The organism is Paenibacillus cisolokensis (assembly GCF_050481165.1).
GTDB lineage: Bacteria > Bacillota > Bacilli > Paenibacillales > Paenibacillaceae > Paenibacillus_AH > Paenibacillus_AH cisolokensis.
Genome location: NZ_JBCNFP010000051.1, coordinates 1 through 15,625, shown reverse-complemented (window position 1 = coordinate 15,625; position 15,625 = coordinate 1). Strand labels below are relative to the sequence as shown.

At 56.6% G+C, this 15,625-nt stretch carries 16 protein-coding genes; 12 read left to right on the top strand and 4 right to left on the bottom strand.

The window, feature by feature from the left end; translation table 11 throughout:
- The first annotated feature begins 333 nt into the window (after nt 1–333).
- From ABEV74_RS08805 to ABEV74_RS08785, 5 genes are all read left to right on the top strand, one after another.
- Entirely contained in the window at nt 334–1,320 is a 987-nt protein-coding gene (locus ABEV74_RS08805; protein WP_430145206.1) for an iron-hydroxamate ABC transporter substrate-binding protein, read from the top strand.
- A gap of 114 nt (nt 1,321–1,434) precedes the next feature.
- A complete protein-coding gene (locus ABEV74_RS08800) occupies nt 1,435–2,442 on the top strand; it encodes a FecCD family ABC transporter permease (RefSeq protein WP_430145203.1) in 1,008 nt (335 codons plus the stop codon).
- The gene (locus ABEV74_RS08795; RefSeq protein ID WP_430145200.1) at nt 2,439–3,446 is read left to right on the top strand and encodes a FecCD family ABC transporter permease; all 1,008 of its coding nucleotides are present in this window, start codon (nt 2,439–2,441) and stop codon (nt 3,444–3,446) included. Before ABEV74_RS08800 ends, ABEV74_RS08795 begins: the two co-directional genes overlap by 4 nt.
- A gap of 468 nt (nt 3,447–3,914) precedes the next feature.
- Entirely contained in the window at nt 3,915–4,748 is an 834-nt protein-coding gene (locus ABEV74_RS08790; protein WP_430145198.1) for a helix-turn-helix domain-containing protein, read from the top strand.
- Nucleotides 4,749–4,853: 105 nt separating this feature from the next.
- Nucleotides 4,854–5,900: an ABC transporter substrate-binding protein gene (locus ABEV74_RS08785; RefSeq protein WP_430145195.1), complete on the top strand. Its 1,047-nt coding sequence runs from the start codon at nt 4,854–4,856 to the stop codon at nt 5,898–5,900.
- Nucleotides 5,901–5,920: 20 nt separating this feature from the next.
- Here ABEV74_RS08785 and ABEV74_RS08780 read toward each other — a convergent pair whose 3' ends face one another.
- On the bottom strand, nt 5,921–6,796 hold the full coding sequence (locus ABEV74_RS08780) for an exodeoxyribonuclease III (protein ID WP_430145214.1): 876 nt from the start codon (nt 6,794–6,796) through the stop codon (nt 5,921–5,923).
- Nucleotides 6,797–6,866: 70 nt separating this feature from the next.
- Nucleotides 6,867–7,436, bottom strand: coding sequence for a DUF2062 domain-containing protein (locus tag ABEV74_RS08775; protein WP_213531310.1), 570 nt, complete (start codon nt 7,434–7,436; stop codon nt 6,867–6,869).
- Between the two features lie 260 nt (nt 7,437–7,696).
- Between ABEV74_RS08775 and ABEV74_RS08770 the strand changes: the two genes are divergently transcribed.
- From ABEV74_RS08770 to sdaAA, 5 genes are all read left to right on the top strand, one after another.
- The gene (locus ABEV74_RS08770; RefSeq protein ID WP_062489517.1) at nt 7,697–9,046 is read left to right on the top strand and encodes a helix-turn-helix domain-containing protein; all 1,350 of its coding nucleotides are present in this window, start codon (nt 7,697–7,699) and stop codon (nt 9,044–9,046) included.
- 126 nt (nt 9,047–9,172) lie between these two features.
- Entirely contained in the window at nt 9,173–10,189 is a 1,017-nt protein-coding gene (locus ABEV74_RS08765) for an NAD-dependent epimerase/dehydratase family protein (protein ID WP_062489515.1), read from the top strand.
- 37 nt (nt 10,190–10,226) lie between these two features.
- Nucleotides 10,227–11,264 (top strand): dihydrodipicolinate synthase family protein, encoded by a 1,038-nt coding sequence (locus ABEV74_RS08760; protein WP_430145211.1) that lies wholly within the window; start codon nt 10,227–10,229, stop codon nt 11,262–11,264.
- Nucleotides 11,265–11,312: 48 nt separating this feature from the next.
- Nucleotides 11,313–11,990 (top strand): L-serine ammonia-lyase, iron-sulfur-dependent subunit beta, encoded by a 678-nt coding sequence (sdaAB, locus tag ABEV74_RS08755; RefSeq protein WP_430145191.1) that lies wholly within the window; start codon nt 11,313–11,315, stop codon nt 11,988–11,990.
- Nucleotides 11,987–12,889 (top strand): L-serine ammonia-lyase, iron-sulfur-dependent, subunit alpha, encoded by a 903-nt coding sequence (gene sdaAA / locus ABEV74_RS08750; RefSeq protein WP_430145188.1) that lies wholly within the window; start codon nt 11,987–11,989, stop codon nt 12,887–12,889. The genes sdaAB and sdaAA overlap by 4 nt, the downstream gene beginning before the upstream one ends.
- Nucleotides 12,890–12,962: 73 nt before the next feature.
- On the opposite strand, the gene ABEV74_RS08745 is transcribed toward sdaAA, so the two are convergent.
- Nucleotides 12,963–13,283, bottom strand: coding sequence for a hypothetical protein (locus tag ABEV74_RS08745; protein WP_062496374.1), 321 nt, complete (start codon nt 13,281–13,283; stop codon nt 12,963–12,965).
- A 336-nt stretch (nt 13,284–13,619) separates the two neighbouring features.
- Here ABEV74_RS08745 and ABEV74_RS08740 point away from each other — a divergent pair, with 336 nt between their 5' ends.
- Nucleotides 13,620–14,063: a GreA/GreB family elongation factor gene (locus ABEV74_RS08740; protein WP_430145185.1), complete on the top strand. Its 444-nt coding sequence runs from the start codon at nt 13,620–13,622 to the stop codon at nt 14,061–14,063.
- Between the two features lie 89 nt (nt 14,064–14,152).
- A complete protein-coding gene (locus ABEV74_RS08735) occupies nt 14,153–15,139 on the top strand; it encodes a diaminopimelate dehydrogenase (RefSeq protein WP_062489507.1) in 987 nt (328 codons plus the stop codon).
- A 308-nt stretch (nt 15,140–15,447) separates the two neighbouring features.
- On the opposite strand, the gene ABEV74_RS08730 is transcribed toward ABEV74_RS08735, so the two are convergent.
- A partial coding sequence (locus ABEV74_RS08730; RefSeq protein WP_430145208.1) for an integrase core domain-containing protein occupies nt 15,448–15,625 on the bottom strand: 178 nt, incomplete at its 5' end.

Here is a 15,625-nt window from a genome sequence, read left to right as displayed (position 1 = left end):
TCATAGCAACGAATCTCACACACCTTATTTTTGCTCATAATCCGCTTTTTGGGATGTTACGAATCTGAGCCACCTTATTTACGATATTTCGCCTGAATTTGACCAGTTTCAAGCAAATAGCGTTGCTCAGATTCGTTACAATTCCGGAACATCGATTTTTCGCCAAATAGCGTTTGTCAGATTCGTTATGATAAACGTTAAAACAGAGACAGCCCTCCGGCGTCATGGCTTCAGCAAATATATCGATTCAATTTCGTTGACAACCCGAATAAATACCATTATATTAATTTATAAATGAAATTGAGAATCAATATCAAATAAGGGGATACATAGATGAGTAAAAAGTTGCTTCTGCCAATCATTTTCCTGTTGTTTGTGATCATCATCAGCGCTTGCGGAAACAATGCCTCGAATAATAATGAGGCATCTAATAATGAGGCATCGTCTTCAAGCGCCAGCAAGGGCGCGAGCGAACAGCAGACGCCTACGGAATCCGAGTCTGCGGCCAAGACCGGCACGGTCACGTATCAGTCCGAGCTCGGTCGGGTAGAAGTGCCGGCCAATCCGCAGCGCATCGTCGCGCTGACGAACGCGCCGAACGTGCTCTCGCTGGGCGGAACGCTCGTCGGCGTAGACGAGTGGACGAACAAGAATCCGCTCTTCACCGATAAGCTGAACGGGGTGGAAGTGGTATCCGAAGACAACCTTGAGAAGATCATCGAGCTGGAGCCGGATCTGATCATTGCCGACGCCAGCAGCAAAAATCTCGACAAGCTGAAGGAGATCGCGCCTACCGTCGCTTACACGTGGGGGAAGCTGGATTTCTTGTCGCAACAGGTCGAGATCGGCAAGCTGCTGAACAAGGAGCAGGAAGCGCAAGCCTGGGTTGACGATTTTTCGCAGCGGGCTAAAGCGGCCGGCGATGAAATCAAAGCGAAGATCGGCGAGAATGCGACGGTATCGGTCTTCGAGACCGACTCGAAGAACTTCTACGTGTTCGGCAACGCCTGGGCGCGCGGAACCGAGCTGCTGTACCAGGCCATGGAACTGAACATGCCGGAGAAAGTCAAAGAAGATGCTCTCGGACCCGGCTACTATACGCTGTCCCCGGAAGTTCTCAGCGACTATGCCGGCGATTATATCGTTCTCAGCAGAAGCGTCCAGGGGGACAATTCCTTCATGCAGACGGACACTTGGCAGAAGATCCCGGCCGTCAAAAACGGTCATGTCATCGAGATCGACACGGAAGCCTCCACTTACAGCGATCCGACGACGCTCGAATATCTGCTGAACATTTTCAAGGAAGGCTTCCTGAAATAAGCGTTTGCGTCATGCGCAGACCGGAGAAGAAGGCCGAGATGCCTCGGGCAAAGCGGAGGCTGTCTCGGTCTTCTTCGCGCCCTTTATGACCTGGCTAGAAGGAGGAATAGCAACATGCGCGGCAGTCGGCAGCCGAAATCCTTTGCTCTCGAAATCGCAATCAGCCTTGCGGCACTTGCGGTCATGTTCTCGCTCGCTATGCTGCTCGGCGCGAAGGATGTGTCCTTGCGCGAGCTCTGGCTTGTCTTGGCTAACCGCGGCGGGGACGATAAAATCGCGATGCTCCGGGAAATTCGCTACCCACGTGAAACGGCGGCCGTGCTTGTCGGCGCCGCGCTTGCGGTGGCTGGCGCGATCATGCAAGGGTTGACGCGCAATCCGCTTGCGGACCCCGGGCTTCTGGGGCTAACCGCCGGAGCAAACGCTGCGCTCGCCCTGGCTGTGGCCGTGTTGCCGGCGCTGAATTATTTCGGGATCATGCTCGTCTGCTTCGCCGGAGCTGCGCTGGGCATGTTTCTCGTTATCAGCATCGGCGCGTTGAAGAAAGGCGGCTTTTCTCCGTTCCGGATCGTTCTGGCCGGCTCGGCGGTGTCCGCATTTCTGTATGCCGTGGCGGACGGTATCGGTCTCTTGTTCAAGACGTCCAAAGACGTGACGATGTGGACATCGGGGGGGCTGATCGGCACGACGTGGGGGCAAGTTCAAGCGGTGAGTCCGGTCATCGCCGGTTCCCTTCTTGTGGCGATAGCCTTGTCCAAGGCGCTCACGATTTTAAGCTTGAACGAAGAAGTCGCCGTCGGCCTGGGGCTTCGAAAAGCATACGTCAAAGCCGTTCTGTACATCCTGATTATTTTGCTGGCCGGAGCGGCCGTCGCGCTCGTCGGAAACATGGCGTTCATCGGGTTGATGATTCCCCACATGGTAAGAGCGTTGTTCGGGACCGACTATCGCGCGGTCATTCCGATGTCGGCCGTCTGGGGAGCGACGCTCATGCTGATGGCGGATACGCTCGGACGAACGCTCTATGCGCCGTTCGAGACGCCGGTCGTGGCGATTATCGCCGTACTCGGACTCCCGTTCTTCTTGTTCGTGGTGCGCAAAGGAGTGAAGTCGCTGTCATGATCCAGGCTGCGCAAGTTCAAAAGAAAGTTGCCGTCTTCGCGACCGTGCTGCTGCTCATCGCCACGACGATCGTTGCCTCGATGAGCGTCGGTTCCGGGTCGTTCTCCTTCGATCGTCTGCTCTCGACCATACTTGGGCATGGCACCTTCAAGGAAAATCTGGTGCTGTTCTCCATCCGTTTGCCGCGTATTGCCGTGACTTTGCTGGCCGGCATGGCGCTGGCTCTGTCCGGCGCGATTCTGCAGGGCATTACGCGCAACGACTTGGCCGATCCCGGCGTCGTCGGCATTAACGCGGGAGCCGGCGTGGCGATTTCGGCATTTTTCCTTTATTATCCTCTTGATCCCAAGACGTTCGCTTATGTGCTTCCGCTTGTCGCGTTCGGAGGAGCGCTGACGACGGCTGTCCTTATCTATTTGTTCTCTTATTCCAAAACAACGGGGCTGCAGCCTGTTAAGCTCGTCCTCGTTGGAGTCGGCTTCGCGTTGGCATTGTCCGGCCTGATGATTATTCTGATCTCCTCGGCCGATTATCGGAAGGTCGATTTTATCGCGAAGTGGCTGGCGGGCAATATCTGGGGAGCGGATTGGCCGTTCGTTTGGTCGCTGCTGCCGTGGCTTGTGATCCTGCTTCCGTACACGCTGTACAAGTCGAACGTCCTCAACCTGCTGGCGATGGATGAAGCGATTGCTATCGGGGCCGGCGTTTCCGTCAACCGGGACCGGCTGTTGTTGCTCGGGGCTGCCGTTGCTCTTGCCGCTGCGGCGGTATCCGTCACCGGGGGCATTGCGTTCATCGGCCTGATGGCTCCCCATATCGCCAAGTCAATCATAGGGCGCCGTCACCAATATTGCGTCCCCCTCGCCGTACTGATGGGCGGTTGGCTGCTCTTGTTCGCCGATACCGTCGGGCGCAATCTCGTCGATCCGGCCGGCATTCCGGCGGGCATTATGGTCGCGCTCATCGGCGGGCCTTACTTCCTGTATCTTTTGTTGAAGAAGTAGTCGCGGCGGTATATCGCAAACCGGTTTTTTACAATACGGCAGTTGAATGAAATCGGACTGCCAACAAGCGCCAACAAGTTCGCGTCGGACGCGGGTTTCGGGGCTGTGACAGGTTGCCAAGGGGCAGGCTGCGCACAGTCCTTTTTGAGCTTTCGTTGAACAGTTTGCAAACAAGAGGTCGGTGTTTCATATTCGCCCGCGCTTACGCTCGGGATTTCATTTCTTGCACTCCGTATCTTTTGGCTGGTCGACCAACCTTACCAAAATAAGCAATTGAGTGAAGTCAAGCGATCTTCTTAGAGGGCGGGTGTAAATCTTTTTGTCGACTGCTGTCTGTCGCCCCCGTGTCATATCGGTTAAGATCATAGTTAGAACAAGACATGGGCTTCGAGCGTTCGCATGCGGCTCATACCACAGGCTGGATGGGAATGCCCTTTTCAAGTTGAAGGTCAAAGGGAGCGATTACGCGTGTATTCATATGAGGAGTTGGCGCATAAATTGGCCACGGTGCCGCTGCATATTCACGGCGTCTACCGGACAGAACTGAAAGCCGGCCTGATCTACAGCGGCCATGTCGATCAACCGACGACCAAATGCGCGGTCGTGGTCGGTTTGAGAGGAAAGGCGGATTTCATATTCGAGGGGACGGATCGGTATAGGCTCGAACCGGGCAAGGTCCTTATAGGCGGTCTGCGGAAGCGGCTGGAGCTTCATGTGGGCGGCAGCGGCTTTGAATATTGTCTGGTCCATTATTTGCCCGTCATTTCGGATGACGAGGAGGTGCGGAGCCTGACGGAGGTTTCCCTGCTCCATGCCGCGCTTGATCCGGAATTGCTGCAACTGCTGGAACGGCTGCTGCAGGCGGCGTCTTCTCCCGGCAGTATGGAGCTGCTGGAGAAGAAAGCTTTGTTCTATCGGCTGGTGAACAAGGTTCTCCAGTCCGAACGCCATCGGCAGAACAAGGACAGCTATACGCTGATCGACGAAGCGATTCGGTTTATTCAGACGCATTATATGGAGCCCTTGACGTTGAACGTATTGGCCGAGCGCTGCCAGATGAAACCGAAATACTTCTCCTATCTGTTCCACAAATATGTCGGGTTGGGCCCGATCGATTATTTGATTCAATATCGGATGAACCGGGCGTACGAATTGCTGATTACAGGACAATTCCCCGTATCCGTTGTGGCGCACAGTGTAGGCTATGCCGATGCTTATTACTTCAGCAGGCTGTTCAAAAAGCATAAGGGCGTGTCCCCCGGCAAGGTCGGCATGTACCGGAGGCGAAATCGTCCATCTTAAGATCGGGAATTTCTCTATTTTCATCGAACGGACGAGGTGATAATGTTATCATTGATAATGAGAATTGTTATCAAGTACAAAGAGGTTTGAGAAAGGATGCCTGACATGAGGAACCGAATATCATCTTTTGCCGCGCTAACCGCCATATTATGCCTCGTTCTGCTTATTGGCGCCTGTTCCGGCACAACGAGCAGTACGAATAATCCCGCACAGCATAACGATAACGCGCAGAGCGCTCAAACCGGGGAACAGCGGCAGGAGACAGGCCAAAGCGAGGAAGCCGTTCCGGCAAGCAAGTTCCCCCGCACAATCAAGGATGCGAACGGCGAAGTGACGATCGAGGAAGAACCGGAGAGAATCGCGGTCGTTCATTGGGGGTATGCGGATTCGCTCTTGCTGTTCGACCTGAAATCTGTCGCCCTGGCCCTCCCGTTCACCGAGAAGCAATCGGTGCTTCATACGGAAAGCTACAAGCCGTACGTGGATAAGCTGGAGGAGCTCGTGATCGTCGGGGAGAACACGACGGTGAATCTGGAAGCTCTGCTCGCCTACGGGCCCGATTTGATCATTGCCGGCAACAGCGTCAATAAGGAAATAACCGGGGAGCTGTCCCGAATCGCGACAACGGTCGTCATTGACGAGGAAGAGACGAATGTGTGGAACGATTGGCCTTCGCTCGTGACCAAATTTGGCGAAATTTTGGGACAAGAGGATGTGGCGGAGCGCTATATTGCCGAATTCCGCGAGAAGGTGAAAGACGCCAAGGAGAAGTTGGCCGGACTGGAAGGGACGGTCGCCTTCGTACAGGTAAGAGAAAAAGAGGTATGGCTGCAGGGCACGGATTATTTGAAAACGTATTATGACGGCCTTGGGCTGAAGGCTCCGGACGCCGACATCATGAAAGAAGGCGCGCAAATCACGTTGGAAGGCTTGAGTACGCTGGATCCGGACCATCTGTTCTTGGGCTATTTCAATTACAGTGACAAGTCCATACCCGCTTTGACGGACGAATGGGATGACACCGCGGTATGGAGCAAGCTGAAGTCCGTTCGGAACAACCACGTTTATTCGATTAATGGCGAGCTGGCTCTCGGGTATGGCCCGATCGGTCAGACGTATGGCGTAGAGTCCGTCCTTAAGGCGTTGAAATAAACCGAACCGCGGCTGCAATGTCACGGTCGAACCGAGCATGACGCTTCTGTGGAAGCGGGCTCGCGCATACGGAATCGGGGGGGGGGGGGGGGGGGTCTCCGCAAAGAACCCCCCGATTCCGCTTTCGTCGAGGGTTCGTCCGCATCCTCCAGCTCCAGAATGATCGGGCAATGGTCGCTACCCATGACGGCGGCGTCAATCCGGGCATCGATGAGCCGGGGGACAAGCCTGGACGAGATCAGGAAATAATCGATGCGCCATCCGATATTCCGTTCTCTGACTCTTGGCATAAATGACCACCACGTATAGGCGTCCGTACGATCGGGATAGAGATGCCGGAACGTATCGACGAAGCCGGCCTCAAGCAGCAGCGTCATCTTCTCCCTTTCTTCCGGCGTGAAGCCGGAATTGCCCGCATTCGACTTGGCGTTTTTCAGGTCGATCTCCCGATGGGCGACGTTCAGATCGCCGCATACGACAACCGGCTTGTCTCCGTCGAGCTTGACGAGATAGCTGCGGAACTGCTCCTCCCACTCCAGCCGGTACGCCAGCCGGGACAGATCGCGTCTTGCGTTCGGAGTGTAGACGTTGACGAGATAAAAATCGTCATACTCGAGTGTAATGATCCGCCCTTCGGAATCTTCCTCCCCGTCCATGCCATACCGTACCGACAGCGGCTTCATTTTGGTCAAGACAGCCGTTCCCGAGTACCCTTTCTTCAATGCGTAATTCCAGTACTGCCTGTACTCCTCGCCGCACGCCAGATCGATCTGTCCTTCCTGCAGCTTCGTTTCCTGCAGACAGAAGATGTCCGCGTCCACTTCCCGGAAATAATCGTAAAATCCTTTATTGACGCACGCTCTCAAGCCGTTGACGTTCCATGAAACGAGTCTGATCATTTTTACTCTCCTTACTGAACTTCTTACTGAATGTTGATGCCGGTGGCGGCTGCGGCGTTATGCCCGGTTATCGGTCATTGCCGGGGGTTCGGAAGGGCTTGTCCGTCCGTGCCGAAAGCGGCGAGCGGCGCAGCGATTGGCGTACTCTCCGGAGCAGGCGGGCCCGATAACGCTTCAACAGCAGCCGCAGACCGAAATAGAAGACAACGGTAAAAATAATACTGTTTGCGACCGAACCGACCAGAAAATGAAGGCCGATGTCGCCAAGTATGCCGTAATGATCCGCAACTTCCGCATAGTCGTCCGTTTCCGGAACCGGTTCGGCGATGGCTTCATCCAGTTCGAAAGAAGCGGGTGACGATGTAAAATCGTTAATCAGAAATCCGATCTTGTAATTCAGGTAGAACAAGGCCGGCCAAATCACGGATCCGAGCGATGCCGCCATGACGGCCGCGGGGATGTTGCCGCGCACGAGACGGGATAATGCAAGGGAAAGGACAAGGCCGACGCCGAAGGTCGGATACCAGCACGGAAAGAAACCGATAGCAAAACCGATCGCCACGACATGATCGCCGTTGCTGCTTCGCAATAACCGGAGTCCGTAATATTTGAATTTTCGCCATAGCCGCTGCAGCAAGCAAGTTCCTCCTGATATTTCTCCAGTTTTTCGCGATCAATTTCTAACATCATACCAGATTTTATGCCGTTGTGGAGCCTGTAATCATTCTGTTCTTCGCATCGGCGGCTGGTGCTTTTGAGGTTTGATCGGTTATGATGGACGTATGAAAAGGCTTTTCCGGTATCCGGTTCCGTAATTTCTTACTAGAAAGGAGGAAGCAGAAAGCCGCCCTTTCGCTTATGTTGAGGTCAACGGCTTACGGGCTAAGCTTTCTGTGAATGAACTTGCTGGCGACGACAGGCAGTGAACTCAACCAGATACGCATTGGAATTATCGGCCCTCGACAGATCGTCGGCCAAATTCTGCGCGTTGTCGATTCCTTTCCTTCTTTCGCGGCGGTGCCGCTCATATACCGTCATGAAGACGATGCGCCCAAGCTGGCCGAACGGATTAGCGGCGATGTGGAAGTCATCCTGTTCTCCGACCCGCTGTCCCACCGCAAGGCGAAGGAGAGCCTTCGCGTTCCGGTGCTGATGCACCACGTGCCGCTGACCGATGCCGGACTGTACAAGGCGCTGTTTCACGCGCAGCAGGACGGCCTGCTTGCGGAAGGCATATCCGTCGATTCGCTGACCGACAAGATGGTGCGGCGCACGCTGAAGGATTTGGGCAAAACGGCGATCCGCCCCGTTATTTACGACGGACCCGCTTACGCGCCCAGGGACAAGCTGGTGGCGTTCCATCGCGAACAGTTTGAAGCCGGAGCCTGCACGGTCGCTTTCACCGGCATGGAGTCGGTATCCCGCGAGCTGACGGAGCTGGGCATTCCGAATCGCTGGCTGGTGCCCGCCGACCAGGATATCGTCGTCTCGCTCGAACGGGCGCTGCTGTCTACCGAGACGCGGCGCAGCAAGGAAGGGCAGATTGTCGTCGGTATGATCAATATCGATGATTTCGGCAAGCTCGCGCTCACCTGTTCGAACGAACATGAAGTGCAGAAGCTGAAGCTCGATATTCACCGAATGGTGCTCGATTATGTCGAAGCGCTCGACGGATACTTGACGCATCTGGGCGGGGACGAGTATCTGTTCTTCACGACCCGGGGCATATTCGAGCGGGAATCCGGCGGCTACAAGACGATCCCGCTGGCCAAGGATATGAACAAGACGCACGGCATTTCGCTCAGCATCGGCATCGGCTTCGGACGGTCGGCCAGCGTCGCCGGCACGAATGCGCGCATTGCGATGCGAAAAGCGAAGGAAGCCGGCGGGAACGCCTGTTTCATCGTCCGGGAGGACGGTACGCTGATCGGTCCGCTCGAAATGGCCGAGCCGGTGCGCGAAGTGCTGTCGTTCACCGATGCGGAGCTGATCAAGCGGGCGGAGGATGCCGGCATGACGAGCGCATATTTGAGCAAGCTGCTCCACAATGGGGCTAAATACGGCAAATATGAATATCAGGTTCACGAGCTTGCGGCATTACTTGGTATTACCGTCAGGAGCGCTCATCGGCTGCTGCTTCATTGGATCGACCACGGTTTGGTCGAGGTAACGGGCTTCGAGAAAGTGCCGCGAGGCCGGCCGAGGCAGATTTTCACCTTCACCCTGCTGCTTAACAGGCAGGTGTGAAGGCTTTTTTTCGTCTGGAAACGATGCTGCCGGCTCTATTTAAAGACGATTAATAGATTTGTCTTTATATGATCCGACTCGTTATGATGGAGGTGTAGAGTAAAACGAGGAGGCGATCAGCAGCACATGAGAACGGTCGAGGAATTGGAAGCGAAGCTGGCGGAGCCGTCGGAGGCACTCATTCGCGATCTGGGTTCGGTTGAAGGCGACATTATCGTGCTTGGCGTAGGCGGCAAAATGGGACCGAGCCTGGCCAGGCTGGCGGCCAATGCGATCCGCGATGGCGGTCTGAACAAACAGGTGATCGGCGTATCCCGCTTCTCCAATGAGGAGGCCCGGCGGGAACTGGAGGATGCCGGCATTCGGACGATATCTTGCGATTTGCTGAATGATGACGAGCTGAACCGTTTGCCGGAGGCATCGAATGTAATCTATATGGCAGGCAACAAGTTCGGCACGACGGGCCGGGAATATTTCACATGGGCGATGAACGCTTATTTGCCGGGCCGGGTGGCGGAGAAATATAAAGATTCGCGAATCGTCGTGTTCTCTTCCGGGAACGTATATCCGTTCTCTCCGGTCGGAAGCGGCGGCGTGAACGAGCAGGTGGCGCCCGAGCCGATCGGCGAATATGCCCAGTCCTGTCTCGGAAGGGAGCGGGTGTTCGAATATTTCGCCCACAAGAACGGAACGCCGATGGCGATCTATCGGCTCAATTACGCGATCGATATGCGCTACGGCGTTTTGCTGGAGCTGGCGAGATCCGTATATGAAGGGCGTCCGATCGACCTGACGATGGGTCACGCCAACGTCATCTGGCAGGGAGACGCCAATGAGATGGCGCTGCGCTGCCTCGCGCATTGCTCGAATCCGCCGCAAATTATCAACGTCACGGGACCGGAGACGGTGTCGATCCGTTGGGCGGCCGGCGAGCTGGCCCGGCGGCTCGGGAAAGAGGCGATATTCACCGGGACGGAATCGGAGACGGCGCTGCTCAGCAATGCCTCCAAGTCCCACCAGTTGTTCGGATATCCCCGCGTATCGCTTTTGCAGATGATCGATTGGGTGGCCGAATGGGTGCAGGCCGGGGGCGTGACGTGGAACAAGCCGACGCATTTCCAGGAACGAAAGGGGAAATTCTAACGTGAGCGAAACGAAGAAGACGTTGTCACCCGAGCTGATGGAAGCGCTGCATGACGGGCTCGTCATTCCGGCCCATCCGCTCGCCCTGGACGAAAACCGCAAGCTCGACGAGCGTCACCAGCGGGCGCTGACGCGATATTATATAGCAGCGGGAGCCGGCGGCATTGCGGTGGGCGTTCACTCCACGCAGTTCGAAATTCGCGACAAGGGCATCGATTTGTACGAGCCGGTGCTGCGGCTGGCTGCGGAAGAGGTCGACCGGGCCCGGCTCGACAGGCCGTTCATCAAGGTGGCGGGCGTGTGCGGCGGAACCGGGCAGGCGCTCGAAGAAACGCGGATCGCGTCGAGACTCGGTTATGACGCTGTATTGCTGAGCATGGGCGGGCTGGCCGACTGGAGCGAGCAGGACCTCTTGAAGCGGACCGAGCAAGTGGCCGAAATCATGCCGGTCATCGGCTTTTATTTGCAGCCGTCCGTGGGCGGCCGGATTTTCAGCTTCGAATTTTGGCGGGCGTTCGCGGAAATTCCGAACGTGGTGGCGATCAAGATGGCGCCGTTCAACCGGTACCAGACGATCGACGTTGTCCGTGCGGTCTGTTATTCCAGCAGATGCGATGAGATCGCGCTGTACACCGGCAACGACGACAACATCGTGAACGATTTTCTGACGACGTACCGGTTCGCGGTGAACGGCAAAATCGTCGAGAAACGGATAGTCGGCGGGCTGCTCGGCCATTGGGCGGTCTGGACGCAGAAGGCGGTGGAGCTGCTGAATGAAGTGAAGCGCTGCCGCGACGCCCGGCAAATATCGAAAGAATGGCTGACCTGGAATGTGCAGGTGACCGATTCGAATGCGGCCTTCTTCGATCCCGCCCACCAGTTTGCCGGCTGCATCCCGGGCATCCATGAAGTGCTGCGGCGGCAAGGACTGATGAAAGGCATCTGGTGCCTGAATCCGCATGAGACGCTGTCGCCGGGCCAGGCCGAGGAGATCGACCGGGTATACCGGGATTATCCGCACCTGAACGACGATGCGTTCGTCGCGCAGCATCTGCAGGAATGGCTGGCGGATTAGGCCCGTCCAGCCGCCGCGGGTGAAACGGAAGAAACGGAGTGAGCGGGCTTGCGGTTTAAAGACGTGTTTTCCATTATCGGGCCAAGCATGGTCGGACCTTCAAGCTCCCATACGGCGGGGGCCGTTCGCATCGGCCGGGCGGCGCGCCGGATATTCGGCGCGCTTCCGGAGCAGGCCGACATTACGTTTTACGGCTCCTTCGCGGAAACGTACCGGGGACACGGCACCGATCTGGCCGTTGCAGGGGGACTTCTGGACTACCGGACGGACGACGAGAGGATTCGCGACGCGCTCGCAATCGCCGCATCGTCGGGCATGGTGCTGACGTTCAAGAGCGGACACAATCCCGCCGTACACCCGAACACGGCGAAGCTCTCGCTCCGCGGAGGAGGGCGGGAAGACGTGATCGTCGCCTCCTCCATCGGCGGCGGCAACATCGAATTGACCGAAGTGAACGGCTTCGATGTCAAGTTCACGATGAATTATCCGACTCTGCTCGTATTTCATAAGGATCGCCCGGGCATGCTTTCGGACATTACCGGTATTCTGGGCGGCATCAATATCGGGTATATGGATGTGGATCGCAAAGGCAGAAGCGGGGACGCGCTGACCGTTGTCGAAACCGATGAACCCGTCCCGGCCGAGCTGGTCGAACGGATTCGCCGGTTATCCGATGTCAGCCGCGTATGTATGGCGGATCTTACGGCCGAAGAGGTGGAACGATGAAGTTCTCGACACTGCAGGAGCTGGCAGCTTGCTGCGGCGAAGATCAGGTGACGATCGGTGAACTGATGCTCTCCGAGCAGGCGAAGGAAAGCGGCAAGAGCGAGCAGCAAACCTTTGATGCGATGGCAAATTATTACCGGATCATGAAAGAAGCCGTCCGCAAAGGATTGGAGGAAGGCGTCACTTCGCGAAGCGGGCTGACCGGCGGAGACGCCCGGCGCGTTCACCAATATATGAACGAAGGAGTGCCGTCGCTGGGGACGGAGGCGTGCACGGCGCTTGCCTATGCGCTCGCCGTCTCGGAAATCAACGCGTCGATGGGACGGATCGTGGCGACGCCGACGGCAGGCTCCTGCGGCATCATTCCGGGCGTTTTTGTCAGCGCGCAGGAACGATACGGTTGGGACGACGAACGGCTCGTGATGGGGCTGTTCGCCGCGGGCGCCATCGGATACGTCATTGCCAACAATTCGTTCATTTCCGGGGCGGAGGGCGGCTGCCAGGCCGAGGTCGGATCGGCGATCGGCATGGCGGCGGGAGCGCTGACGGAGCTGAGGGGAGGAACGCCGGAGCAGGCTGTCCATGCCGTGGGGCTTGCGCTCAAAAACAGCCTTGGCCTGATCTGCGATCCGGTCGGCGGCCTCGTGGAAATCCCGTGCATCGTGCGCAACGGCTTCGGCGCCGTAACCGCGCTCGCGGCGACCGATATGGCGCTCGCCGGAGTGCGAAGCGTCATTCCGTCCGACGAGGTGATCGGCGTGATGCTCGAGGTAGGCAGCGCCATGCCGTCCAAGCATCGGGAGACGGCCAAGGGGGGGCTTGCGCAGACGCCTACCGGCCGCCGCATTATGAGCGAATTGTACGGGCGCAAGACGAAGGACGGCGGCGAGAACCGTTAAGCTACGCCGGCATCGATCCGTTCATCCGCGCGGCCTCGGGCCTGAAGCGGCCGGCTTTGCGTTCCGCGCCCGTTCATGAATACCGCGGCGGCTTGCGCGCGCCGTATTTGGGACCTTGCGCGGCGTTCAGCAGCAGCAGAATGCCGGTGACGACATGCAGGATCCAGCCGACGAACGGGATCCAGGCTATGAGTGAGGTGATCATGCCCGCGACCGGCCCGTAGCTCGGTTCCTGGTTATACAGGGAAAGCACGAGCGTAATCAGGTGCAGCATGAACATGAACCAAAGCGCCGTGTATCCGGTGCCGATGACGAAAAGACCGCCAATAATAGGGATCGCCAGGCAAAGCTCGCACAAGCCTGAGATCAGCTTCAAAATTCTTGAAATGGACAACTCCATCCCTCCTGCCATCAACGATGGGCGAATCCGTCTTGCCGCTTCGCTCAAGTCGCTTATATCCCTTAGCTGCGAAAGTTCTCCGCAGAGGCTTTTTTCCTAAGTATAGTGCTTTAAGCCTCCTTTTTCCAGTGCAGCGCCGGAAAAAGGCGCATGCGGCCATTCAAGCGAATGGCGATTCCGGGGGCTGGACGAAACCGGAATATCTGGTAAGATAACGATAGACTCCTGAACCGGAGTCTATTTTTTCATACGGAGGGATGGGCATGAATCGAACGATATGCCGTTACACCTGCGCCGCATGGCTGCGCATAATCGGGGGTGAGATCTACCATGAGCCCTAGTGCGCTGGAAGCCGCCAGGACGCAGCTGGTGCGTCAGCTCGTATTTTTCGACGAAGAGAAGACCGTGTTTCTCGATCGGCATTTTCCCGCCGGGACGCGGGAGCGGGCGAAAGTGGACCAGTTGCTGGGACATTACTGCGCCGCATTGGAACAGCTGATCCCCCGGCTCGCTGTTGAAGATTTGCAATCGACAGCTTTGATCGGCAGCCGGGTGCGGCTGCAATATTTGGATGACGGCTCGGAGGAAATGTACACCATCGTATTCCCGGCGCTGGCGGAACCGGATCGGCTGACGGTTTCATTCCTGTCGCCGATCGGCATCCAGCTTCTGCTGGCCGTTCCCGGCAAAATCTATACGCTGGATACGCCGGCGTGCTCGCTGGACGTGCGAATTCAAGGAATCGAATTCGCGCAGCTCGGCGAAGTCTGCTAGAAGCCGGAATTTCATAAAATTATAAGTTTACATTCTTTGTAATGTTCTTATAATTAGAGTGAGGTGAGCATAACAGGAGGGTACCAATAATGAGCGAAACGATTAAAATCGGCATTGTAGGTTATGGCAATCTGGGCAGGGGCGTGCGCAAGGCGTTAGCCCAGAACCCGGATATGGAACTGGTGGCGGTCTTTACCCGCCGCGATCCGGACAAGCTGTCCGGAACGGAAGAAGGACTCAAATTCGAACATGTCGGCGCAGCCGAACAATACAAAGGCAAGATCGACGTTATGATTCTATGCGGCGGGTCCGCCACGGACCTTCCGGAGCAAGCGCCTTGGTTTGCAAAAATGTTCAATACGGTCGACAGCTTCGATACGCATGCGAAAATACCGGAATTTTTCGCAGATGTTGACCGTCAGGCGCGTGAAGGCGGCAATGTCAGCATTATTTCGACGGGCTGGGACCCGGGGCTGTTCTCGCTCAACCGGCTGCTCGGTGAAGCGATTCTGCCTGAAGGAACGGATTATACGTTCTGGGGTACGGGCGTCAGCCAGGGGCACTCCGATGCGATCCGCCGGGTGAAGGGCGTCAAGGGCGGCGTGCAGTATACGGTTCCGGTGCAAGAGGTCATCGACCGCATTCGCGCCGGCGAGACGCCGGAGCTGACGACCCGGGAAAAGCACCGCCGCGAGTGTTATGTCGTCGCCGAAGAGGGCGCGGATCTCGCCCAGATCGAGCACGACATCGTTACGATGCCGAACTATTTTGCCGATTATGATACGACCGTCACGTTCATTACGGAGGAAGAGCTGCGCACGAAGCATGCGCAGATGCCTCATGGCGGATTCGTCATCCGCAGCGGCGTAACCGGAGAAGGGACGCGCCAAATTATCGACTTCAGCTTGAAGCTGGAAAGCAATCCGGAATTTACGTCCAGCGTGCTGGTCGCCTATGCGCGGGCGGCGCACAGGCTCAGCCGGGACGGCCAATCCGGGGCGAAAACCGTATTCGACGTACCGTTTGGCCTGTTGTCCCCGAAATCGCCGGAACAGCTGCGCAAGGAATTGCTGTAACCCGCCATCCGTTCGAAAGCCTCGCCGACACCTCCGTGTTGGCGGGGCTTCAACTTCCTATTGCCTGTCTAATCGTCCGTTTCCCTTCAAATCATCTCCGGTCCGTCGGTGCACCTCGTTTCCCTTCAAATCGTCTCCGGTCGGTCGGTGCGCCTCGTCTCCCGTCAAATTGTCTCCGATCCGTTAGCCGCTTCGCCCTTGCCCCTGTCTCCCGGCAGTCGCTTTGGCCAAACGGCTAGGCCCCCTAATTCCGGAGTCTACGCCACGAAAAATTTAATTATCGCATAAATTCTAGGTTTTTCAGCGGATTACATGGCTTTATGGAATTTGGAACGTTCTTCTTCGTTTTGTTGCTGGATCCAAGTGCTAAATACCTTTGGAGGTTTGCGTTTCAAACTTCCGTGCATTCTGCGATTGTTGTAAAAGTCCATGTACCGATCAATAGCCGCATATGCTTCTTCCATGGTCTCGAATGATTCCTTGGTT